This is a genomic window from Georgenia muralis (assembly GCF_003814705.1).
GTDB classification, from domain to species: domain Bacteria; phylum Actinomycetota; class Actinomycetes; order Actinomycetales; family Actinomycetaceae; genus Georgenia; species Georgenia muralis.
On the sequence record NZ_RKRA01000001.1, the window covers coordinates 4,121,895 to 4,143,265 of the forward strand.

Genomic DNA, 21,371 nt, shown 5'->3' on the forward strand with positions numbered 1-21,371 from the left:
GTTCAGGGCCGATCCCCGATGACCGCCCACCTCGCCGGTGCCAGGCTCGAGACGACCCCGAACACGAACCGAGGAACTCTCATGCTGCTCCCCCGTCTCCCCCTCTTCATCGCCGCCCTCGTCAGCTCGGTCTTCCTCGTCGGCTGCTCCACGCCGCTGACCTCCGGCCCGCGGACCGGCGAGGACCGCGACATCGACGGCGCCGTCACCGCCGTCGAGCTCGACGGCTTCGGCCGGGTCCGGCTCACCGTCGGCGCAGAGCCGTCCCTGCGCGTCACCGCCGGCCGCAACGTCCTCGACGACGTCGTCACCGAGGTCCGCGACGGCGTCCTCCACCTCGACGTGCGCGGCGGCGGCCTGCGCATGGCCAACCAGGACATCACCTACGACGTCGTCCTGCCGGAGGTCCAGGGCATCACGGTCGGGGGCGCGGGCGACGTCGAGGCCCTCCTCGAGCCGGGCGACGCCCTCGCCGTCTCGCTCGACGGAGCCGGCCGCATCGTCGCCGACGGCGTCGACGTCGAGGTCCTGCGCGTCGCGATCGACGGGGCCGGGGAGGTCGAGCTCGTCGGCAGCGCGCAGCGCCAGTCCGTGACCCTGGGCGGGGTCGGCACCTACTCCGGTGAGAACCTCGACTCCGTCGACGCCGAGGTCGTCGTCGGCGGCGCCGGCAGCGCCGACGTCCTGGTCACCGGCTCGCTCGACGCCCGGGTCGACGGCGTGGGCTCGATCTCCTACGCCGGCGGCGCGGACGTCACCGAGCAGGTCGACGGCGCCGGGTCCGTGCACGCCCGCTGAGCCCGGCACCTCGAGCGCGGCTGGTCACCGGCCTGCGGCCCGGCCCCGCCGGCGGCCGCCCTGGGCCCCGCGCCCGGGGCGGACTACCGTGGGACCGAGCAAGGAGGCCGCCATGAGCAACGAGCCCGCGGACGCCGACGCCCCCCTGGTCAAGTCCCTCGTCGTCCCGCTCCGGCCCGAGCAGGCGTTCGAGCTCTTCACGGCCGGCATGAGCCGGTGGTGGCCGCTGGACTCCCACTCCGTCGGTGAGGACCACGCCCACGCCGTCCTCGTCGACGGCACCGTCGGCGGCGCCGTCACCGAGTGGGTCGACGACGGCCGGTCGGAGGTGTGGGGCCGCGTGACCGCCTGGGAACCCCCGGGGCGCGTCGCGCTCGACTGGTTCCCCGGGCACCCCGAGAAGGAGGCCACGCACCTCGAGGTGACCTTCGTGCCCGCCGACGGCGGCACCCGGGTCGAGCTCACCCACTCCCGGTGGTCCGCCCGGCCCGACGGCGAGCTCGCCCGGACGGAGTACGACCCCGGCTGGGACTACGTCCTGGGGCGGTACGCCGGCCGCGCCGCCGCCCCCTGAGCGCCGGCGGCTACCCGCCCGGGCCGAGCACCCGCCCGAAGCAGAGGCTGACGTCGGCGATGACGGCGTACTCGCCGTAGACGGGGATCACCGCCCAGCCGGCCGCCTCGTACAGGGCGACCGCCTCGGGCTGACGGGTCCCGGTGTGCAGGACGAGCGCCCCGGCTCCCCGGCGGGTCGCCGCGGCGGTCACCTCGGTGAGCATGCGCGAGGCGAGGCCGAGCCGGCGGTGCGTGGTGGCGACGAAGAGCTTCTTGACCTCCAGCGGCGCGGCCACGCCGGCGACGTCCACCGGCTCGGGCAGGTGCCGCAGCGACCCGCACGCGACGGGCACCTCGCCGTCGAACGCGACGAGCGTCAGGACCATCTCCGCCGGGTCGGGACTGAGCGCGGGACCCAGCCGGTGCGCCTGGTCGGCGTACCGCGGGTCGATCTCGGCGCCCATGCCGGCGCGCAGCGCCACGGCCGCCGGGTGGTCCCACGCCACCTCCCGGACGACGGCCGCACCCGCCCCATGCGTCGTGCCCGACGTGGCGGGTCCCGGGCTCACACGACCCCCGCGGTACCGAGCGCCGTGCCCACCGCGAAGGTCACCGCGAGCGCCAGCGCTCCGCCGACGACCACCCGGGCCGCCGCCCGGGCCCTCGACCCGCCGCCGATCCACGCGGCCACCGTCCCGGTGGCCGCGAGCGCGACCAGGGTGGCGACGAACGTGACCGGCACCCGCACGCCGGGCCCGGGCAGGAGGATCGCCAGGAGGGGCAGCACCGCACCGAGCGTGAAGGCGATCGCCGAGGCGAACGCCGCGTGCCACGGGCTGACGACGTCATCCTGGTCGATGTTGAGCTCCATGGACAGGTGGGCGGCGAGGGCGTCGACCTCCGTGAGCTCGGTCGCCACCTGACGGGCCGTGCGCGGGGTGAGGCCCCTGGCCTCGTACATCGACGCGAGCTCGTCGAGCTCACCCTCGGGGTCCTCCGCCAGCTCACGGGTCTCCCGGGCGATGAGCGCCTTCTCGCTGTCGCGCTGGCTGCTCACCGAGACGTACTCGCCCAGCGCCATCGAGATCGCCCCGCCGACGAGTGCCGCCGCACCGGCCGTCGCGATGGGTCCGGTCGCGGACGTCGCACCGGCGACGCCGACGACGACGGCGGCCGTGGAGACGATGCCGTCGTTGGCGCCCAGGACGCCGGCGCGCAGCCAGTTCAGACGCTGGGCGAGGTTGGTCCGGGTGTGCGGCTCGACCGGGGCCTGCGGGGTCTGCGTCATGGGCCCAGCACACCACCGGCCCCGGCCCCGCGGCAACGCAGGCAAGGCTTCGCTCTCCCGCCCCCACGCCCTCCCGGGGCGGTGGTCATCGCGACTCGACGACGACGTCCGCGGGCTCCTTGTCGGGTCGCCACCCGCGCCAGCGCGGGTGACGCAGCCGGCCCTCGCCGGTCCACTCCGAGAGCTCGACCTCCGCGACCCGGTTCGCGGTGACCCAGCGGGCGTCCTTCGCGTCCGGGCGGGGCACGTCCGCCACGGGCGGGGTCCGCCGTTCCTGGCGCGAGAGCTCCTCGGCCCAGGTGCGGGCCTCCCGCTGGGTGAAGCCGGTGCCCACGCGCCCGGCGTAGCGCAGCTCGCCGTCGTCCCCCGGCACCGCGACCAGGAGGGAGCCGACCGCCCCGGAGCGGTTGCCCTGCCCGGGTCGCCACCCCACCACGACCACCTCCTGGGAGAGGGTGTGCTTGATCTTCACCCAGGCGCCCGAGCGCCGCCCGGGGGTGTAGGCGGAGTCCCGCCGCTTGGCGACGACCCCCTCCAGGCCCCAGGCCCGGCTCGCCGCCATGGCGGCGTCGACGTCGCCGTCGAAGGCCTCGGGGACCTCCACCCGGGAGTCGGCGGAGGCGTCCACGAGCTCGCGCAGGAGCGCTCGCCGCTCGTCGTAGGTGCGCCGCAGGTACGACTCGCCGTCGGCCTCGAGGAGGTCGAAGAGCATGAGGTGGACCGGCGCGGAGGCGCGGGCCCGCTCGATGTCGCGGGGCCGGACCAGGTTGAACCGCTGCTGGAGCAGGGAGAAGCTCGGGCGGCCGCGCCGGTCGAGCGCGACGATCTCGCCGTCGAGGACCGCCTCGCCGGCGCCGGTGAGGCAGCCGGCGACGTCGGCGAGCTCGGGGTAGAGCTTGGTGACGTCGTTGCCGTTGCGGCTGAGGAGGCGCACGTCGTCGCCCTCGACGACGACGACCGCCCGGGCGCCGTCCCACTTCATCTCCAGCGCCCAGTCGTGCCCGGCGGAGAGGTCGCCGACGTCGCCGGCGGTGGCGAGCATCGGCGAGGGCACGTCACGGCGGGCGGCGCGGCTCGCGGCCCGGGGCGACGTCGACCCGGCGGGCCCCGGCGCAGCCCTGGGGCTCCTCGACACCGGGCTCCGCGGCGCGGTGCCCTTCGACGCAATGCCTCTCGGCGCGGTGCCTCTCGGCGCGGTGCCTTGAGCCGCGGTGCCTTGAGCCGCGGTGGCCGTCGACGGCGCCTCCGTCGACGGCGCAGCACGCCGGCCGTCGGCCATGAGGTGGATGAGCCAGCTGCGCGGCTCCTGCCCACCGCGCCCGCCGGTGTGGATGAGCGCGAGCCGCGCGGTCCGCCCGGGACCGTCGGTCTCGAGGCCGCCACCTTCCTGCCCGGTGAGGCTGACGATGACCTCCTTGCCCTCGTGCCACTTGTCGTACTCGTACGTGCCGGAGTCGAAGATCCGCACCTCCCCGGCGCCGTACTCCCCCTCGGGGATCGTCCCGGCGAAGGAGCCGTACTCCATCGGGTGGTCCTCGGTCTGGACCGCGAGGTGGTTCTGGGCCGGGTCGGTGGGCACTCCCCTGGGCAGCGCCCAGCTGACCAGCACACCGTCGTGGGCGAGGCGGAAATCCAGGTGCCACCGGCGGGCGTGGTGCTCCTGGATGACGAACGTCTGGGTCGCGCCGGTGGTGGGGGCGACGGCGTCGGGCACCGGCTCGGGGGTGCGTCCGGGGTTGCGCATGGAGCGGTAGGTGCCGAGGAAGTCGTGACCGGGCACCCCCTGGCCGAACTCGCCGTCCCGGGCGGGGAACATCGCCGCCATGGGGTCCCCGCGCCGCCGGGCCCGGTCGAGGACCTCCGCGAGCTCGAGGTGGCGCAGCGTGGGCGAGGCCAGCTCGCGCCAGGTCCGGGGGGCCGCCACGGTCGGTCGGGTCCGGCCGCGCAGCGAGTACGGCGCCACGGTGGTCTTGCTGCCGTTGTTCTGCGACCAGTCGACGAGCACCTTGCCGGCCCGCAGGGTCTTCCTCATGTCCGAGACGACGAGGTCGCCGTGGTCGGCCTCGAGCGCCCGCGCGAGCTCGTGCGCGATGGCGCTGATCTCGTCCGAGGTGTGTGTGCCGTCCAGGGCCGCGTAGAGGTGGATGCCCTTGGAGCCCGAGGTCACCGGCACCGGCTCCAGGCCCATCCCCCGCAGGAGATCCCGCGCCCACCGGGCCACCTCGGCGCACTCCGCGAGCCCGGCGCCCTCGCCGGGGTCGAGGTCGAGCACCATCCGGTCGGGGTTGTGGCGCGTGCCGTCGTGGGCGAAGCGCCACTGCGGGACGTGGATCTCCAGGGCGGCCACCTGCGCGAGCCAGGCGAGCGTGGCCGGGTTGTCCACGAGCGGGTAGGTCTTGGGGCCGGAGGAGTGCTCGATGTCCGCCCGCACCACCCACTCGGGCGCCCCGGCCTCGAGGTTCTTGATGAAGAACACCGCCCCGGGCTCGTCGTCCGTGCCCACCCCGTCCGGCCAGCGCTTGCGGGTGGCCGGCCGGCCGGCGCAGTGCGGCAGCATGTACGGCGCGATCTCGGCGTAGTAGGCGAGCACGTCGGCCTTCGTGGTGCCGGTCGCCGGGTAGAGGACCTTCTCGAGGTTGCTCAGCCGCAGGCGGCGGCCGTCGATGCTCACCGTCTGGGTGGTCGCGGGCATGCCTCATCGTGGCGCGCGCCGCTGACCTGCGCATCCTTCCGGCCGCATCTCTCGTTGGTTGCGATTCCGCGACGATCGTCAGGGGGCCCCTTCCCCGAAACACACCTGTGCTAGACAGTCCTCCACACCTGAGCGGGTCGGACCCGCCCAGGGCCGGACCGACGTCGGCCCGGGCCGATCATCGAACCAAGGAAGTGGACCATGGCATCAGCTGGACACCGGCGCCGAGGCCTGACGGCCCTGGGCGTCTCCGCAGCCCTCGCGCTCGTCCTCGCCGCCTGCGCCGAGACCGAGAGCCCCGACGACGCCGCGGGCGGCGACGCCGGGACCGACGGCGGCGGCAGCTCCGAGGCGATCGCCGTCGGCACGACCGACGTCATCACCTCCCTGGACCCCGCGGGCAGCTACGACAACGGCTCCTTCGCGGTGCAGAACCAGGTCTTCCCGTTCATCATGAACACTCCCTACGGCAGCCCCGACGTCGAGCCCGACATCGCCGAGAGCGCCGAGTTCACCTCCCCCACGGAGTACACGGTCACCCTCAAGGAGGGCCTGACCTTCGCCAACGGCAACGAGCTGACCGCCTCGGACGTGAAGTTCAGCTTCGACCGCCAGCTCGCCATCGCCGACGGCAACGGGCCGTCGTCGCTGCTGTACAACCTCGACAGCACCGAGGCCGTCGACGACCTCACGGTCGTCTTCCACCTCAAGAGCGAGAACGACCAGATCTTCCCCCAGATCCTCTCCTCCCCCGCCGGCCCGATCGTCGACGAGGACGTCTTCGCCGCCGACGCGCTCACCCCGGCCGACGAGATCGTCGAGGGCAACGCCTTCGCGGGGCAGTACACCATCACCGACTACACCGAGAACGAGCTCATCGCCTACGAGGCGTTCGAGGACTACCAGGGCGTCCTGGGCCCGGCCGAGACGGCCAACGTCACCGCCCAGTACTTCGCCGACGAGACCTCGCTCAAGCTCGCCGTCCAGGAGGGCGACGTCGACGTCGCGTTCCGCTCCCTGAGCCCGACCGACCTGGAGGACCTGCGCGGCGACGACAACGTCGTCGTCCACGACGGCCCCGGCGGGGAGATCCGCTACATCGTCTTCAACTTCAACACCCAGCCCTTCGGTGCCACCACCGAGGAGGCCGACGAGGACAAGGCGCTGGCCGTGCGCCAGGCCGCCGCGCACCTGCTCGACCGCGACGCCCTGTCCGAGGAGATCTACGCGGGCACCTTCACCCCGCTGTACTCCTACGTCCCGGAGGGCCTCACCGGTGCGGTCGAGCCCCTCAAGGACCTCTACGGCGACGGCGACGGCGGACCCGACGCCGAGCAGGCCGCCCAGGTCCTCGCCGACGCCGGCGTGGAGACCCCGGTCGCGCTGAGCCTGCAGTACAGCCCCGACCACTACGGCGCCTCCTCCGACGAGGAGTACGCCCTCATCGAGTCCCAGCTCGAGGCCGACGGCATCTTCGACGTCACCCTCCAGTCGACCCTGTGGGACACCTACTCCACCGAGCGCCGCGAGGACCTCTACCCGGCCTACCAGCTCGGCTGGTTCCCGGACTACTCCGACGCCGACAACTACCTCACCCCGTTCTTCCTCACGGAGAACTTCCTCGGCAACCACTTCTCCGACCCGGCCGTGGACGAGCTCATCCTCGAGCAGGCCACGACCGAGGACGAGGCCGAGCGCACCGCCCTCATCGAGGAGATCCAGACCACGGTGGCCGAGCAGCTCTCGACCCTGCCCTACCTCCAGGGCGCCCAGGTCGCGGTGTCCGGCACGGACATCGACGGCGTCACGCTCGACGCGTCGTTCAAGTTCCGCTACGCCCCGCTGACCCGAGGCTGACGACCCGCGAACGGGATGCCGCCCACCGGCGGCATCCCGTTCGCGCGTGAGAGGAGACGTCCGTGACGATCGTCGACGACCGCGCCGTCGGCAGCACCGCTGCCGCGAAGACCGGCGGGGGGTCGGGCCTGGGCCGCTACATCCTCGTGCGGTTCCTGCTCATCATCCCCACCATCTTCATCCTGGTGACGCTCGTGTTCGGGCTCATGCGGGTCGCCGGCGACCCCATCACCGCCTCGGTCGGCGGCCGGCTGAGTGCGGACCAGCTCGCCGAACGGCTCGCGGCGGCCGGGTACGACCGGCCGATCCTCGTGCAGTACGTGGAGTACCTCGGGCAGGTCTTCACCGGGGACTTCGGCCGCACGATCACGGACAACCGCGAGATCAGCGACATCCTGCTGACCTACGGCGCGGCCACGCTCGAGCTCGTCCTGTTCTCCCTCGTCGTGGCGTTCGTCCTCGGCGTGCCGCTGGGCATGGTCGCCGCTTACGTGCGCGACCGGTGGCCCGACGCGGTGCTGCGGGTCGCGGCGATCCTCGCCTACGCCACCCCCGTGTTCTTCCTGGGTCTCATCCTCAAGCTCGTCTTCTCCGTCTGGCTGGGCTGGTTCCCCCTGGGCGGGCGGGCGAGCACCGACGTCCAGCTCGTCCTCGGGCGCATCTCCGGGTCCACCGGCATCAACATCATCGATGCCCTGCGCACCGGGCGCTGGGACCTCATCTCCGACGTCCTCGCCCACGCCGTCCTGCCCGCCACGGCGCTGGGCCTGCTCACCGCCGGGGTGTTCCTGCGGCTGGTGCGCACCAACCTCATCGGCACGCTGCAGATGGACTACGTCGACGCCGCCCGCTCCCGCGGCGTGGCCGAGTCGCGCCTGGTACGCCGCCACGCGTACAAGCCCGCCCTCATCCCGATCATCACGGTCATGGGCCTGCAGATCGCGCTCATGCTCGCCGGCGCCGTCCTGACCGAGACGACGTTCGGGTGGCGCGGGCTGGGCTTCCAGCTCGCCCAGTACCTTGCCTCGCGCGACTTCGTCGCCGTGCAGGGCATCGTGGCGCTGCTCGCGGTCATCGTGGCCGTGACCAACTTCGTCGTCGACGTCGTCGCGGCGCTCGTCGACCCGAGGGTGAGGTACTGATGCGCGCCGACGACCACACCGGCACCGACCTGGGGACCGCGGTGCCCGGCAGCGCCGCCCCCGACGCCGACGAGCTCGTCCAGGAGGCGCCCGCCACGGCCGTCCCGCACGGCACCGCCGCCGAGCCGCGGTGGAAGAAGCTGCCCGTGGTGTGGCAGCTGCGCCGCAGCGTGGGCCTGCAGCGCGGGATGCTCGTGGCGGGCCTGGTCCTCGTGGCCGGGTTCGTCCTCCTGGCCGTCCTCGCCCCCGTGCTCGCCCCGTACGGCTACAACCAGCTCAGCGGCCCCGACGGAAGCTTCCCCCGGCAGGCGCCGCCGTCCCCGGAGCACCTGTGGGGCACCACGGTCGGCGGCTACGACGTCCTCTCCCGGGTGATCTGGGGCTCGCAGACGGCGATCCTCACCGTCGTGATCGCCGTCGTCGCCTCGATCTTCCTCGGCGTGGCCCTCGGGCTGGTCTCGGGCTACCTCGGTGGCTGGCTGGACCGGGTGCTCGTGACGATCGCCGACGCGATCTACGCCATGCCCACCCTGCTGCTGGCGATCGTCGTCTCCATCATCATCTCCGGCGGGCAGTCGAGCTTCCTCGGCGGCATCATGGCCGCGGCGCTGTCGATCACCGTGGTGTTCGTCCCGCAGTACTTCCGGGTGGTGCGCGCCGAGACGGTGCGGCTGAAGTCCGAGCCGTTCGTCGAGTCCGCCCGGGTGGTGGGCACCCCCACCACCCGTATCCTCACCCGGCACGTGCTGCGCAACGCCACCCGCTCGCTGCCCCTGATCGTCACGCTCAACTCCTCCGAGGCGATCCTCACCCTCGCGGGCCTGGGCTTCCTCGGCTTCGGCATCAACCCCACCGCCGCCGCCGAGTGGGGCTACGACCTCAACCGGGCACTGTCCGACGTCGCCTCGGGCATCTGGTGGACCGGCGTGTTCCCCGGCGCCGCCATCGTGCTGCTCAACCTGGGGATCACCCTCGTCGGGGAGTCCCTCAACGACCTGTCCGACCCGCGTCTGCGCATCCGGCGCCGGGCCACGACGCCGACCCCGAAGGCAGCGACCGCATGAGCTCCGTCGTCGACATCCGCGACCTGCACGTCACCTTCGCCACCGACGCCGCCCCCGTCGTCGCCGTCGACGGGGTCAGCCTGACGGTCGAGCCGGGCAAGGTCCTGGCGATCGTCGGCGAGTCCGGCTCGGGCAAGACCGTCACCGCGCGCTCGATCCTCGGCCTGCTGCCCGAGACCGCGCACGTGGAGGGCGCCGTCGTCCTGGCCGGCAACGACGTCGTCCAGCTCGACGCCCAGCAGCTCCGCGCCGTGCGCGGACGCGACGTCGCCATGATCTTCCAGGAGCCCTCCACCGCGCTGAACCCGGTCTTCACCGTGGGCTGGCAGATCGTGGAGGGCCTGCGCGCCCACGGCAACGTCTCACGCAAGGAGGCCCGCGCCCGCGCGGTGGAGATCCTCGGCCGGGTCGGCATCCCCGAGCCGGAGAAGCGGGTGGACCACTACCCCCACCAGTTCTCCGGCGGGCAGAAGCAGCGCATCGTCATCGCCATGGCGCTCGTGCTGGGGCCGAAGGTGATCGTCGCGGACGAGCCCACCACGGCCCTGGACGTCACGGTGCAGGCCGAGATCCTCGACCTGCTGCGCCGTGTCCGCGACGAGTTCGGCTCGGCGATCGTCCTCATCACCCACAACATGGGCGTCGTGGCCGACCTCGCCGACCGGGTCGCGGTGATGTACAAGGGCGAGGTCGTCGAGGAGGCGGACGCCCGTGAGCTCTTCGCCGACCCGCGGCACGAGTACACCCGGGCCCTCCTCGCCGCGGTGCCCAAGCTCGGGGAGCACACCAAGGCCTGGGCACCCGGGCCCTCCCCCGCGGCGCGCGGCGGGGCGCACGTCTCGGGCGCCGACGCCGTCGCCGCGGCGGCCGCCGACAGTGCCGCCGCCACCGCCGCCGGCGGGGTCGACGCCGTCGTCAGCGCCAGGGGGCTCACCATCGACTACCCGGGCCGGCTCGGGCAGGGCGGCTTCCGCGCCGTGGACGAGGTGTCCTTCCAGATCGCGCCGGGCGAGGTCCTGGGGCTGGTGGGCGAGTCCGGGTCCGGGAAGACGACGATCGGCCGGGCCATCGCGGGGCTGACCCGCGCCACCGGCGGGTCGCTGTCGGTGCTGGGCCACGAGATGGTCGGGTTCCGCGAGCGGGGGTTCCGGCCCCTGCGGGCGCGGATCGGGTTCGTCTTCCAGGACCCGGCCACGAGCTTCAACCCGCTGCTGACGATCGACGAGTGCATCGCCGAGCCGCTGGTCGTCCACGGCCGCGCGCGCGACCTCGCCGCCGCCCGGCCGCGGGTGCGCGAGCTGCTCGACGCCGTCCACCTGCCCACGTCCTACGGCGCCCGGTACCCGCACGAGCTCTCCGGCGGGCAGCGCCAGCGCGCGTCCCTCGCCCGGGCGCTCGCGCTGGACCCCGAGCTGCTCGTGGCCGACGAGCCCACCTCGGCCCTGGACGTCTCGGTCCAGGCGCGGGTGCTCGAGGTCTTCACCGAGCTCCAGGAGCGGCTGGGCTTCGCGACCCTGTTCATCAGCCACGACCTCGCCGTCGTGGGCATGCTCGCCGACCGCATCGCGGTGCTCTACCGCGGGCGTCTGGTCGAGGAGGGCACCGGCGAGCAGGTTCTCGGCTCCCCCGAGGACCCCTACACCCAGCGCCTGCTCGCCTCGGTGCCCGTCCCGGACCCGGTGGAGCAGGAGCGGCGGCGCGGCCTGCTCGCGCGGTTCACGGGCTGAGCCGGCGGTCGGCTCTCACCCCTGCGCCGCACGCACCGCGTCGGCCAACGTGGTGGCCGGGCGGCCGAGCAGCGACTCCAGCTCCGCGGCGTCGCCGTCCAGCGCACCCTCGGCGATGTTGGCGTCCACCGCGACGAGGAAGCTCGCCGTCGGCGCGTCGAGGCCCGCCGCGGTGAGCGCGGCCGACAGCTCCTCCGCCGACACCGACCGCTCGACCACACTCGTCCCGGTGCCCTCGCTGACCGCCGCGGCCAGCTCGGCGTAGGTGAACGCCGGGCCGGCGAGCTCGCGGACGATGTCACCGCCGTCGTCCTCCATGAGGGCGACGGCGGCCGCCTCGGCCAGGTCGGCCCTGGTCGCCGCGGCGACCCGGCCCGCGCCCGCGGCGTGCGTCACCGCACCGGAGGCGGTGTACGCCGCGAGCGCCCCGGTGAAGTTCTCCGTGTACCAGGTGTTGCGCAGCACCGAGTGAGCGATCCCGGAGCGGGCCAGGATCTCCTCGGTCGCCCGGTGGTCGGGGGCGATGACCAGTGGCGTCTCGGCGGCGCGGAGCACCGAGGTGTAGGCGATGCGCGAGACGCCCGCCCGCCCCGCGGTCTCGACGACGTTGCGGTGCTGCGGCACCCGCCGTCCGACCTCCGAGCCCGAGACGAGGAGCAGCCGGTCGACCCCGGCGAGCGCGTCGTCCAGGGCCGCGTCGTAGTCGCCCCGGCGCACCTGGACACCCCGGGCAGCCAGGTCGGTGGCACGCTCGGGCGTGCGCACGACCGCCACCACGTCGGACGGCTCCACCCCCCTGCTGATGAGCTGGTCGATCGCGGTGCGTCCGAAGGGGCCGGTGGCTCCGGTGACGGCGAACACGGTCATGATGCTCCTGGTGGGTCGGCCGGCCGCTCGGACCGGTGTGCTGTCGAGCAAGGAGGCACGGCGTCCGTGCCGTCCAGGGTCAGACCGGCCCGGGCGGGCGCGAGTCGTGCGCCGGCCCGGGCCGGTGACCTGGCTGAGGCGTCGGTCAGGCGCCGAGCACCTTCACACCGGTGCTCCAGGTGTTGCCGAGGGTGCCCTGGAGGGTCATGTGCAGGAAGCCGACCGCCTCGAGCTGCTGCGCGCGGCGCAGCGGGCCGGCGTCGACGCCGCGCATGCCGGCCGAGTCGGCGAGCGCGATGACCTCGGCCTTGGCGGCGTCGTCGTCACCGGCGACGAGCACGTCGAGCGGCTGCCCCGCGACCTCACCGGACACGAGCGTCCCGGCGAAGGTGGTGTTGAAGCCCTTGACGACCTTCGCCTCGGGGGCGGCCTTGGCGATCTCCTCCGCGGCCGACGTGCCGGCGGGCACGACGAGGGTGTCGAAGGTGGCGAAGTCGACCGGGTTGGTGATGTCGACGACGACCTTGCCGGCCAGCGCCTGGCCCAGCTGGCCCGCCACCTCCAGCGCGGCGCCGTAGGGCAGCGCGAGGACGACGACGTCGCCGGCGATCGGGGCGTCCACCGGACCGGTGGTGACGTCGCCGGAGAGCTCCGCGGCCAGCGCGGCGGCGGCCTCGGCGTCCCGGGCGAGGATCTGCACGGTGTGGCCGGCGGCGAGGGCGCGGGTGGCGATGCCGCGGGTCATGTTGCCGGCGCCGATGATCGTCAGGGTGCTCATGGTGCTCCTCGGGGTCGTGGTCTGGGTGGTCTCGGGGGTGGTGTCCTGCGTGGTCTCAGAGGCGGTGGTCGCCGCGCTGCGCGGCGCGGGGTCCGCGCTACGCGTGCGGCGGAACAGATCGAACAGGCCCATGGGGTCCTCTCGGGCTGACGTGCCTCACCGTGGGGCGGCGGGGCCTGATTACTTGAAGGTACAACTGAGACTCTAACTGGCACTAGTTGACCTGTCAACCATCTTGGGTGACTGCCCTGCTCGCGCCTCGGCCGCTGCACCCCGCGACACACCCCCGCTCGGCCCGCCACGCGCCCCCGCTCGTCCGCCGCACACCGCTCGGCCCGCCACACACCGCTCGGCCCGGCACACACCGCCCGGCCCGCCGCACACCGCTCGGCCCGCCACGCGCCCCCGCTCGGCCCGCCACACACCCCCGCTCGGCCGCCGCACACCGTTGAACGGTCAAGACCCACGGGTACCCTGGTGGGTATGGACGACGACTCCGCGGTGTGGCTCACGGCCGAGCAGGAGCAGGCGTGGCGGTCCCTCATGGCCGCGATCCTCTTGCTGCCCGGGGCCCTGGACGCCCAGCTCCAGCGCGACGCCGGCCTCACGCACGGCGGCTACGTGGTCCTGTCGGCGCTCTCCGAGGCGCCCGAGCGGCAGATCCGGATGCGGCGGCTCGCGGAGATGGCGAGCATGTCGATGTCGCGCCTGTCCCACCTCGTCGACCGCCTCGAGGCGCGCGGGTGGGTGGAGCGCCGGCCGGTCCCGGGCGACGGGCGCAGCACGATGGCCGGGCTCACCGACGCGGGCTGGGAGAAAGTCGTCGAGACCGCGCCCGGGCACGTCGACGCCGTGCGGAGCCTCGTCTTCGAGGGGCTGAGCCCGGAGCAGACCCGCCAGCTGAAGTCGATCTTCGACACGATCGTGCCGAAGATCGACCCCGAGAACCGCCTGTCCGCGTGCGGTGCGACCCGGCGGGGCGCCGGGCAGCCCTAGGCGCAGGCGCAGGCAAGGGGGTGCGCACCGTAGCCGCAGCCAGGGGGTGCGCCGTCTCGGACGTGTCGGCCTGGTGTGCAGTCGTCGAGTTGGGGGTTGTGGTCGTCCAGGAGGTCATCCCGACGACCACAACGTCCAACTCGACGAGGCACCGGTCGGCCAGCACGGGATGTCACGGTGCGGTTGTTCGCGGTGGCCGAACCGTCGCAACAACGCGACATCACCCGCGTGAAGTGTGACCGCGTGACACCACCCGCGTGAACAGGGTGACCGGAGAGCCGCCGGCCACCGGGCCGCACATGCCGGGCCGTACCAAAGCGACGCGCCGGGCCCACCGGCAGGGGCGCCTCGGCCGCAGCCCGACCGGGACGACGCCCGGCCCTCGAGTCAGTACTGCGAGTAGCTGAACGTCGCCGGGTCCGCTCCGATGCGCTCGTCGGAGTCGAGTCCCACGACGGCCGCCATCTCCTCGTCGCTCAGCTCGAAGCCGAAGAGGTCGATGTTCTCCACCATCCGGCGCGGGTTGACCGACTTGGGGATGACGATCGTGCCCTGCTGGACGTGCCAGCGCAGGACCACCTGGGCGGGCGTCACCCCGTGCGCGGCCGCGACCTCGGTCACCGCGGGCGACTCGAGGTCCCGGCCCTGGCCCAGCGGGGAGTATGCCTCGACGGCGACGCCGGCCCGGCGGGTGGCCTCGAGCGTGGCGGGCTGCTGGAACGTCGGGTGGAGCTCGACCTGGTTGACCGCCGGGACGACGTCGCTCTCGGCCACGAGCCGCTCGAGGTGCTCGGGCAGGAAGTTCGACACCCCGATCGCGCGGACCGCACCCTCGGCGTAGAGCTTCTCCAGCGCGCGCCAGGTCTCGACGTACAGGTCCAGGTCCGGCCGCGGCCAGTGGATGAGGTAGAGGTCGACGACGTCGAGGCCCAGCGCCCGGCGTGAGGCGTCGAAGGCCTTGAGCGTCGAGTCGTGGCCCTGGTCGCCGTTGCGGAGCTTGGTGGTGATGAACAGCTCCTCGCGCGGCAGCGCCGACGCCCGCACGGCAGCGCCCACACCCTCCTCGTTGCGGTACGCGGCCGCGGTGTCGACGTGGCGGTAGCCCAGCTCGAGGGCGTGCTCGACCACCTCCTGCGTACTGCCGTCGGGGACCTGGAAGACGCCGAGCCCGACCTGCGGGATGAGGACGTCGTTGTTGAGGGTGATGTCGGGAACGGTGTGCAAGGAGGTCATGGGTCAGTTCTATACCGAACGGCGCCGTCCGGCCCGGCGTGACGCCGTCGACACGACCCGCCCCGCGGTGGGATCGTGAGGGCACCGAGTGCAAGGGAGCACGAGATGTTCGAGGACACCAAGGCCTTCAGCAGCTTCTCCGTGGACGACGCCGCCGCGGCGAAGGACTTCTACGAGGGGGTGCTCGGGCTCTCGGTCTCCGAGGGCGCCATGCCGGGCATCCTCTCCCTCCGGATCCCCGGCGGGGCGGAGGTCATGGCGTACGAGAAGCCCGACCACACCCCCGCCTCCTACACCGTCATCCACTTCCCCGTGCCCGACCTCCCGGCCACGGTCGCCGACCTCACCGCCCGCGGGGTGGCCTTCGAGCACTACCGGGGAACCGCCGTGGAGACCGACGACGACGGCATCTTCCGTGGGGGCGGTCCGCTCATCGCGTGGTTCACCGACCCCGCGGGCAACGTGCTGGCGGTCCTGGAGGAGGAGCGCGACGACTGAGGGCGGCGGCGGACGGCAAGGTCGCAGGTCGGATGGGGTGGCGTCACGACACGCCGGGCGGTTGACTGGGCGCAACGCTCCGACGTCGGAAGGCTGACCCATGCGCGCGATCTGGAAGGGTGCGATCACCTTCGGTCTCGTGAACGTGCCCGTGAAGCTGTTCAGCGCCACCGAGAGCCACGACATCTCGCTCCACCAGGTCCACGACGCCGACGGCGGCCGGATCCGGTACCAGCGCCGCTGCGAGAAGTGCGGCGAGGTGGTGCCCTACTCCGACATCGACAAGGCGTACGACGACGGCGACCGCACCGTCGTCCTCACGGACGAGGACCTCGAGTCCCTTCCGGTGGAGCGCTCCCGGGAGATCGACGTCATCGAGTTCGTCCCGAGCGAGCAGATCGACCCGATCATGATGCAGAGCGCCTACTACCTGGCGCCGGACTCGAAGTCCTCGAAGTCCTACGTCCTGCTGCTCCGGACGCTGGAGGAGACCGAGCGGACCGCCGTCGTCACGTTCACGCTGCGGCAGAAGACCCGGCTGGGTGCGCTGCGCGTGCGCGACGGCGTGCTCGTGCTCCAGGGCCTGCTGTGGGAGGACGAGGTCAGGGCGGCCGACTTCGACATCGACGACTCCGTGACGCTGTCGAGCAAGGAGATGGAGATGTCGGCGGCGCTCGTGTCGAGCTTCGAGTCCGACTTCGACCCGGGCACGTTCACCGACGAGTACCAGGTCCAGCTCCAGCAGCTCATCCAGGCCAAGCTCGAGCAGGGCGAGGCCCTGGACACCGAGGAGACCTTTGGCGCCCCGGCCGAGGAGGAGGGCGGGGAGGTGCTCGACCTCATGGAGGCCCTGCGTCGCTCCGTCGCGGCGTCCCGCGGCAAGCGGGCCGGTGGCGAGGATGCCGCCGAGGAGGCGGCCGACGACGAGAAGGACTCGGCAGCCGAGGTGGACGAGGAGGAAGGGGCGACCGGCACCGAGGGTCGGCGGTCCACGTCCGCGCGGACCCCGGCCAAGGGATCGGCCGCCAAGGGCTCCACGACCAAGGGCTCCTCCGCGAAGGCTCCGGCCAAGAGCTCCACTGCTCGGAGTGGGGCCGCGAAGACCGCGGCGAAGTCGGACGCGAGGTCGGGCAGCACCGCCCGGTCCAGCGGCGCGAAGTCCAGCGGCGCGAGGTCCGGCGGCTCCACCAGCGCGAAGTCCGGCGGCTCCACGAGCGCGAAGTCCGGCGGCTCCACCAGCGCGGGGTCCAGCGGCGCGAAGTCCAGCGGCGCGAAGTCCGGCGGCTCCAGCGGCAGGACGACCAAGGCCTCGTCGTCCCGGACCGGCCGGTCCACCGAGACCGAGAGCAAGCCCCGGACCACCCGCGCGAAGACGGAGAAGAAGTCGGCCTGACCGGCTCGCGGCCGTCGGCCGCCCGATAGGGTCGACGAGATGCGCAAGCCCCTCGCCCTCGCACTCCTCGGCGTGGTCCTGCTCGCGGCCGGAGCCTGGTTCGCGCTGCGGCCGCGGCGGTTCGGGTGGACGGCGTACACGCCGCTCAGTGACGCCACGTTCTCGCCCGGCGTGCTCGTGCTCGACGGCACCGGGATCCTCGCCCTCCTCGCGGCCGCGGCAGGTCTGGCGCTGCTCGCCGGCACGGGCGGCTACCTGCTGGCCGCGCGTCGCAGGTGATCTCGCCGGTCGTCGTCGACCTGTGACTTCTTGCGGTCGCGAGGGTCTCAGGGCGACAACAACCCCCAGCTCGACGTGACGGGGGGCCCGGCCGGCCCGCGCGACTCGGCGGACGACAGCGCGGCGGGCTGGAAGACTGCTGGGCGTGAACGAGCAAGGTGGCCTCATCGGTGTCCTGGCGGTCGTGTCCTACGTCGTCTTCACGCTGCTCTTCATGGGCGTGGTCCGACGGCTCCTGGGGGTGCGGGTGTCGTTCCTGCGCACGGCTGTCGCCACGCTCGTCGCCATCTGGGTCTCCCGCCCCCTCCTGGACGCCCTCGTGGGCGAGCCGGTCCTCACCGTGCCGTCGGTGGAGCTCGGTCTGTACCTGACGTTGCTCGGGGCCTTCACGTTCGTCGTCGCCATGGTCCTCATCGTGCTGGCGGAGCTCCTCGTGCCCGAGGGGACGCTGCCCGGGCCGTTCGACGCCTGGCGCAGCTGGCGTGCCCGGATGACCCGCTCGGGCCGGTACGTCGAGATCCTGCGCATCGCGACCCGGCACGGCCTGGGCAGGTTCCTGCGCGGGCGCCGGCACCTCGCGCTGGGCACCGTCGCCGAGCGCCGGGACCTGGCCCGCTCGCTCCGCCGGGCCCTCGAGGACGGCGGCGTGACGTTCGTCAAGCTCGGCCAGCAGCTCTCCACCCGTAACGACCTGCTCCCCCGCGAGCTCATCGACGAGCTCGTCCAGCTCCAGGACAACGCCGCCCCGGTCGACTGGGAGGTGGTCCGCGGGACGATCGCCACGGAGACCGGCCGCGACCCGGGCGAGATCTTCCGAGAGCTCGACCCCACGCCTCTCGCCGCGGCCTCGGTCGCCCAGGTCCACGCCGCCGTCCTCCACGACGGGCGCAAGGTGGTCGTCAAGGTCCAGCGCCCCGGCATCGAGCACGACGTGGACCGGGACCTCGACATCGTCGCCCGCCTCGCCACCACCCTGGAGGGCCGCACCGACTGGGGCCACGACGTCGGGCTGGTCGACCTCGCGGACGGGTTCTCCGCCGCGCTGCGCGAGGAGCTGGACTTCACCATCGAGCGCGACAACATGCTGGGCGTCGCCGCCGCGCTCGACGGCAGGGAGGGGATCGTCGTCCCCACCCCGGTGCGGGGCCTGAGCGGACCGCGGGTCCTGGTGATGGACCGCCTCCCGGGCCTGCCCGTCGGCTCTGCGCAGGAGGTGCTCGCCGCGCTGGGCCCGCAGCGCCGGGCGGCGCTGGCCCGCACCCTGCTCGAGACGGTCATGGACCAGCTCCTCGAGAGCGGGATCTTCCACGTCGACCTCCACCCGGGCAACGTCCTGGTGGCCGACGACGGCACCCTGTCCATGCTCGACCTGGGCTCGGTGGGCCGGCTGGGGGCCAAGACCCGCCAGGCGATGGGCCACTTCCTCGCCGCGGTGGGGACCGGTGACTCGATGGCGGCCACCGACGCGCTCCTCGAGCTCGTGGAGCGGCCCGAGGACATCGACGAGCGCAACCTCGAGCAGGCCCTCGGGGTGCTCATCCTGCGCTACGCGGCGGGCGGCTCCGCCGAGGGGGCCGCCGCGTTCACGTCCCTCTTCGCGCTCATCAACTCCTTCCACCTGGGGGTGCCGCCCGAGGTCGCCGCCGTCTTCCGCGCGATGGCCACCCTCGAGGGCACCCTGAGGGCGATCGACCCCTCCTACGACCTGGTCACCGAGGCGAAGGGGATGGGTCGTGAGCGGATGGCGGGGCTCACCGGCGCCGCGCGGCTGAAGGAGACCTTGGAGCAGGAGGTCAGCGGCCTGCTGCCGGTCCTGCGCCGCTTCCCCCGGCGGGTGGACCGCATCGCCGACGCCGTCGAGCACGGCCGCCTCACGGCCAACGTCCGGCTCTTCGCCGACCCGCGGGACCGGCAGATCGTCACCCACCTCGTCCACCGCACCCTGCTCACCGTGCTCGGCGCGACCGCCGGGATGATGTCCGTGGTGCTCTTCAGCGTCACCGGCGGGCCGATGGTCACCGGCACGGTGAACCTCTACACGGTGCTGGCTACCGCACTGTTCGTCGTCGCCGTGATCCTCGTCCTGCGGGTCCTCATCATCATCTTCCGGCGCGAGGAGCCGTGAGCCGGTCCGCGGTGTCGTGACACCGCGGACCGGCCCGCAGCGCCGTGACGGCGCACGTCCAGGACTGCGCCTCCGTCCAGGACCGGACCTGTCAGGAGGGGACGGCCACCCGGGCGGCGGCGGGTCGCCTGGCTGCCGGGACGCGGGCAGCCGGCGCGGGGGCCTGGCGGACCGGTCGCACCGCCGGGGTGGCCAGGAGTCCGCGGCCCCGCAGCTCCGGCAGCAGCCCGTGGACGAGGGCGGCGACGTCGGCCGGGACCGAGCCCGGGACGACGACGACCCCGTCCGCGGACCCGCCGCTCACCCATGCCTCGATCGTGTCGGCGACGTCGTCGACCGTGCCCACGCCCGCCAGCGCCCCGGCCCACGGGGCTCCGCCGGCGATGTCGGCGACCAGGGCGGCCCGCTCGACAGCGGCGCTGCGCTGGGTGGAGACCACGGCGTGGAGGTCGACCAGGACCGGGATGTCCCCCCGCCCGGCGGAGCGGGCGGCGGCGCGCACCGCGAAACGGAGCTCACGGGCCCACGCGGGATCCTGCTCGCGGATGCGCACGACGTCCGCGAAGGAGCCGGCGGTCTCGACGTCGCCCTCGTCGCGGACCTCGACGACGACGCGGGTGCCGGTGCCGCGGGCGGGCCGCTCCTCACCGGCGAGGCGGGCCGCCGGGGCGCCGGCCCGGGTCTGGACGCCGGCCCAGGCCGTGCCGACCAGGCCCACCTGGGCGAGCTCGGCGGCGACGGGGCGCAGGTCCGCGCCGGCCGGAACGGCGGCGACGAGCCCGCCCGGTCCGGCGTGCGGGCCGATGCGGCGGGCGGCGACCACGGGGTCCAGCCACGACTCCGGACGCAGGACCCGGTCCGTGCGCAGACGGAAGCCCTCGCCGAGGGCGACGAAGTCGGCGCCGGCCTCGTGGGCGGCGCGGGTGTAGGAGGCGAGCCGGGCCAGGTCGGCCTTGGCGACGGGCAGGTCCGCGCCGAGGTCGTCGTCGGCGGTGACGCCGAGGGCGGTGAGGTCGAGGGCGACCAGGGCGGGGCGGTTCTCGGAACGCGGGGGCAGCAGAGCGGTCATGGGAGCACACATCCAGGTGTCGGCGCGCCGGCGATGGGCGCGGCGGAAGGAAGGCTGACCGGCCGGTCCCGCGCGTGGCGTGCCAATCGCCCGCGGCGGGGGGCTCGAGATCAGGGGTGACGCGTCGGCAGGTGCCGGGGCGTCGCGGGGTATGTCGTCAGAGGGACATACCGGGACGACACATGCACATGCACATCGAGCGGCGCGGCGAGAAGACGTTCTGCCCGGGGCCCTGGTGCGTGTTCATTCGTCCTGAGTTTCCTTCGTGCTCGGCGGTTGTCCCGCGCACTCGCGGGACCAGGTCATCACCCGGGGCACCCCCCGCACGTGGGGGGTTGCCGGCCAGCGAGCCGGGGCTGGACGCTGACGCTCTTGACCTCGATATGACACTAGGTGGGCGTCGCTTCAGGTGTCAACCATCCGTCCCGGTGCGTGGACTGCACCAGGATGTGGACTGCCTCACACGCCTGGCTCCGCCGGCTCGCCCAGGGACAGCATGAGCCGGTTGGCCCAGCTGAAGAAGGACGCGCCATGGACGAGGTCGGCGATCTCGAGGTCGCCGAGGCCGGCGGAGCGCAGCGCGCCGACCTCCTGCGCGCCGAACGTGGGCGGGGTGCTGCTCAGCGCGACCGCAGCGGCGACCACCGCGTCCCACCGCGGTCCGAGGTCGGCGGAGACGCCCTCGTCGAGCAGTCGCTGGACGTCCTCGGGACGGCGCGAGTGGTGCGCGGCGAAGCGGGAGTGGACCGAGGCGCAGAAGACGCACCCGTTGAGGCGGCTGGTCGCGGTGGCCGCGAGCTCACGCTCGGCCCTGGGCAGACCGCCGTCGGTGTTGTAGAAGATGTCGTTGTCGGTGCGGGTGCGGGCCGCGAGGACCTCGGGGTCGCGCACGAGCAGGGCGGCCCGGGGGACCGTGCGGGTCACGGCCTGGGGACGGTGCGGGACGCGGCCCAACCGTGCGGGACGCGGCCTGGGAACCGTGCGGCCGGGACCCGTGCGGGACGTCAGGA

General features: G+C 73.5%; 18 protein-coding genes, 1 pseudogene and 1 riboswitch. Of the genes and pseudogenes, 11 read left to right on the top strand and 8 right to left on the bottom strand.

The genetic code is table 11. From position 1 onward, the window contains the following. Positions 1–81 precede the first annotated feature (81 nt). Positions 82–798, top strand: a complete 717-nt coding sequence (locus EDD32_RS18555; protein WP_170175362.1) for a head GIN domain-containing protein — start codon at positions 82–84, stop codon at positions 796–798. 112 nt (positions 799–910) lie between these two features. Next, a complete protein-coding gene (locus EDD32_RS18560; protein ID WP_123919940.1) occupies positions 911–1,372 on the top strand; it encodes an SRPBCC domain-containing protein in 462 nt (153 codons plus the stop codon). Between the two features lie 10 nt (positions 1,373–1,382). Here EDD32_RS18560 and EDD32_RS18565 read toward each other — a convergent pair whose 3' ends face one another. The 3 genes from EDD32_RS18565 to EDD32_RS18575 all read right to left on the bottom strand — a co-directional run bounded on the left by EDD32_RS18565 (position 1,383) and on the right by EDD32_RS18575 (position 5,333). Continuing rightward, on the bottom strand, positions 1,383–1,922 hold the full coding sequence (locus EDD32_RS18565; protein ID WP_123919942.1) for a GNAT family N-acetyltransferase: 540 nt from the start codon (positions 1,920–1,922) through the stop codon (positions 1,383–1,385). After that, positions 1,919–2,641, bottom strand: a complete 723-nt coding sequence (locus EDD32_RS18570) for a VIT1/CCC1 transporter family protein (protein ID WP_123919944.1) — start codon at positions 2,639–2,641, stop codon at positions 1,919–1,921. Before EDD32_RS18570 ends, EDD32_RS18565 begins: the two co-directional genes overlap by 4 nt. Before the next feature lie 85 nt (positions 2,642–2,726). Further along, the gene (locus EDD32_RS18575; protein WP_123919946.1) at positions 2,727–5,333 is read right to left on the bottom strand and encodes an ATP-dependent DNA ligase; all 2,607 of its coding nucleotides are present in this window, start codon (positions 5,331–5,333) and stop codon (positions 2,727–2,729) included. 201 nt (positions 5,334–5,534) lie between these two features. Between EDD32_RS18575 and EDD32_RS18580 the strand changes: the two genes are divergently transcribed. The 4 genes from EDD32_RS18580 (at position 5,535) to EDD32_RS18595 (ending at position 11,123) form a co-directional block, all read left to right on the top strand. Next, positions 5,535–7,190 (top strand): ABC transporter substrate-binding protein, encoded by a 1,656-nt coding sequence (locus EDD32_RS18580; protein ID WP_123919948.1) that lies wholly within the window; start codon positions 5,535–5,537, stop codon positions 7,188–7,190. 62 nt (positions 7,191–7,252) lie between these two features. After that, the gene (locus EDD32_RS18585; RefSeq protein ID WP_447925058.1) at positions 7,253–8,332 is read left to right on the top strand and encodes an ABC transporter permease; all 1,080 of its coding nucleotides are present in this window, start codon (positions 7,253–7,255) and stop codon (positions 8,330–8,332) included. After that, positions 8,332–9,396, top strand: a complete 1,065-nt coding sequence (locus tag EDD32_RS18590; RefSeq protein ID WP_123919950.1) for an ABC transporter permease — start codon at positions 8,332–8,334, stop codon at positions 9,394–9,396. Before EDD32_RS18585 ends, EDD32_RS18590 begins: the two co-directional genes overlap by 1 nt. Continuing rightward, positions 9,393–11,123: a dipeptide ABC transporter ATP-binding protein gene (locus EDD32_RS18595; protein ID WP_123919952.1), complete on the top strand. Its 1,731-nt coding sequence runs from the start codon at positions 9,393–9,395 to the stop codon at positions 11,121–11,123. Before EDD32_RS18590 ends, EDD32_RS18595 begins: the two co-directional genes overlap by 4 nt. Before the next feature lie 15 nt (positions 11,124–11,138). Here the strand turns inward: EDD32_RS18595 and EDD32_RS18600 are convergent, their stop codons facing one another. Continuing rightward, positions 11,139–11,990, bottom strand: coding sequence for an NAD(P)H-binding protein (locus EDD32_RS18600; RefSeq protein ID WP_123919954.1), 852 nt, complete (start codon positions 11,988–11,990; stop codon positions 11,139–11,141). Positions 11,991–12,135: 145 nt separating this feature from the next. Further along, a complete protein-coding gene (locus EDD32_RS18605) occupies positions 12,136–12,900 on the bottom strand; it encodes an NADPH-dependent F420 reductase (protein ID WP_123919956.1) in 765 nt (254 codons plus the stop codon). A gap of 351 nt (positions 12,901–13,251) precedes the next feature. On the opposite strand from EDD32_RS18605, the gene EDD32_RS18610 reads away from it, so the two are divergent. Continuing rightward, on the top strand, positions 13,252–13,764 hold the full coding sequence (locus EDD32_RS18610) for a MarR family winged helix-turn-helix transcriptional regulator (RefSeq protein WP_123919958.1): 513 nt from the start codon (positions 13,252–13,254) through the stop codon (positions 13,762–13,764). 387 nt (positions 13,765–14,151) lie between these two features. Here EDD32_RS18610 and EDD32_RS18615 read toward each other — a convergent pair whose 3' ends face one another. Next, positions 14,152–14,997 (bottom strand): aldo/keto reductase, encoded by an 846-nt coding sequence (locus EDD32_RS18615; protein WP_123919960.1) that lies wholly within the window; start codon positions 14,995–14,997, stop codon positions 14,152–14,154. A 105-nt stretch (positions 14,998–15,102) separates the two neighbouring features. Between EDD32_RS18615 and EDD32_RS18620 the strand changes: the two genes are divergently transcribed. The 4 genes from EDD32_RS18620 to EDD32_RS18635 all read left to right on the top strand — a co-directional run bounded on the left by EDD32_RS18620 (position 15,103) and on the right by EDD32_RS18635 (position 19,292). Further along, positions 15,103–15,495 carry a VOC family protein gene (locus tag EDD32_RS18620; protein ID WP_123919962.1) on the top strand — a complete coding sequence of 131 codons (393 nt, stop codon included), beginning with the start codon at positions 15,103–15,105 and terminating at the stop codon, positions 15,493–15,495. Positions 15,496–15,595: 100 nt separating this feature from the next. Continuing rightward, the gene (gene ku, locus EDD32_RS18625) at positions 15,596–16,888 is read left to right on the top strand and encodes a non-homologous end joining protein Ku (protein ID WP_123919964.1); all 1,293 of its coding nucleotides are present in this window, start codon (positions 15,596–15,598) and stop codon (positions 16,886–16,888) included. 39 nt (positions 16,889–16,927) lie between these two features. Beyond that, entirely contained in the window at positions 16,928–17,167 is a 240-nt protein-coding gene (locus EDD32_RS18630; RefSeq protein ID WP_123919966.1) for a hypothetical protein, read from the top strand. Between the two features lie 145 nt (positions 17,168–17,312). Further along, the gene (locus EDD32_RS18635) at positions 17,313–19,292 is read left to right on the top strand and encodes an ABC1 kinase family protein (RefSeq protein ID WP_211338890.1); all 1,980 of its coding nucleotides are present in this window, start codon (positions 17,313–17,315) and stop codon (positions 19,290–19,292) included. 91 nt (positions 19,293–19,383) lie between these two features. Here the strand turns inward: EDD32_RS18635 and EDD32_RS18640 are convergent, their stop codons facing one another. Both EDD32_RS18640 and EDD32_RS18645 read right to left on the bottom strand, forming a co-directional pair. Beyond that, the gene (locus EDD32_RS18640; protein WP_123919968.1) at positions 19,384–20,361 is read right to left on the bottom strand and encodes an LLM class oxidoreductase; all 978 of its coding nucleotides are present in this window, start codon (positions 20,359–20,361) and stop codon (positions 19,384–19,386) included. A 267-nt stretch (positions 20,362–20,628) separates the two neighbouring features. Next, positions 20,629–20,739, bottom strand: a riboswitch (SAM riboswitch). Positions 20,740–20,820: 81 nt separating this feature from the next. Beyond that, a pseudogene (locus EDD32_RS18645) lies at positions 20,821–21,270 on the bottom strand (peroxidase-related enzyme); the annotation flags it as partial. Between the last annotated feature and the right edge of the window lie 101 nt (positions 21,271–21,371).

Excerpts from the sequence above, each read along its gene's own strand:
- EDD32_RS18555 (WP_170175362.1), top strand. The coding sequence starts at position 82 with ATGCTGCTCCCCCGTCTCCCCCTCTTCATCGCCGCCCTCGTCAGCTCG.
- EDD32_RS18560 (WP_123919940.1), top strand. The coding sequence starts at position 911 with ATGAGCAACGAGCCCGCGGACGCCGACGCCCCCCTGGTCAAGTCCCTC.
- EDD32_RS18570 (WP_123919944.1), bottom strand. The coding sequence starts at position 2,641 with ATGACGCAGACCCCGCAGGCCCCGGTCGAGCCGCACACCCGGACCAAC.
- EDD32_RS18575 (WP_123919946.1), bottom strand. The coding sequence starts at position 5,333 with ATGCCCGCGACCACCCAGACGGTGAGCATCGACGGCCGCCGCCTGCGG.
- EDD32_RS18580 (WP_123919948.1), top strand. The coding sequence starts at position 5,535 with ATGGCATCAGCTGGACACCGGCGCCGAGGCCTGACGGCCCTGGGCGTC.
- EDD32_RS18590 (WP_123919950.1), top strand. The coding sequence starts at position 8,332 with ATGCGCGCCGACGACCACACCGGCACCGACCTGGGGACCGCGGTGCCC.
- EDD32_RS18595 (WP_123919952.1), top strand. The coding sequence starts at position 9,393 with ATGAGCTCCGTCGTCGACATCCGCGACCTGCACGTCACCTTCGCCACC.
- EDD32_RS18600 (WP_123919954.1), bottom strand. The coding sequence starts at position 11,990 with ATGACCGTGTTCGCCGTCACCGGAGCCACCGGCCCCTTCGGACGCACC.
- EDD32_RS18605 (WP_123919956.1), bottom strand. The coding sequence starts at position 12,900 with ATGGGCCTGTTCGATCTGTTCCGCCGCACGCGTAGCGCGGACCCCGCG.
- EDD32_RS18610 (WP_123919958.1), top strand. The coding sequence starts at position 13,252 with ATGGACGACGACTCCGCGGTGTGGCTCACGGCCGAGCAGGAGCAGGCG.
- EDD32_RS18615 (WP_123919960.1), bottom strand. The coding sequence starts at position 14,997 with ATGACCTCCTTGCACACCGTTCCCGACATCACCCTCAACAACGACGTC.
- EDD32_RS18620 (WP_123919962.1), top strand. The coding sequence starts at position 15,103 with ATGTTCGAGGACACCAAGGCCTTCAGCAGCTTCTCCGTGGACGACGCC.
- ku (WP_123919964.1), top strand. The coding sequence starts at position 15,596 with ATGCGCGCGATCTGGAAGGGTGCGATCACCTTCGGTCTCGTGAACGTG.
- EDD32_RS18630 (WP_123919966.1), top strand. The coding sequence starts at position 16,928 with ATGCGCAAGCCCCTCGCCCTCGCACTCCTCGGCGTGGTCCTGCTCGCG.
- EDD32_RS18640 (WP_123919968.1), bottom strand. The coding sequence starts at position 20,361 with ATGACCGCTCTGCTGCCCCCGCGTTCCGAGAACCGCCCCGCCCTGGTC.